Below are 221 nucleotides of genomic sequence, written 5' to 3' on the forward strand. Positions count from 1 at the left end.
TGCCGTCCGGGAAGGTGACAGTGACGGTGCTGTTAGGCTCTGCGGTACCGGAGACGCTCAGGGTACCGTCTGGGTTAGCGACCACGCTTGGCGCGGCTGGCGCGACAGGCGCCGTGCTGTCCACATAGGCGGTGATCGCGGACGGACTGTCATTGCCCGCCACATCGGTGGCCAGCACGCTGACATCACCACTGGTTTGTGGTGCGGTGCTGCTGATAGGC

1 protein-coding gene is annotated in these 221 nt (G+C 65.2%); it reads right to left on the minus strand.

Annotated features, from left to right (window positions below; translation table 11 throughout):
• Positions 1–221 (minus strand): hypothetical protein (locus AC2A06_RS19130; RefSeq protein WP_484381340.1); only part of this gene is annotated, 221 nt, incomplete at both ends.

Source organism: Serratia sp. HNCC26DJ244, assembly GCF_057180565.1.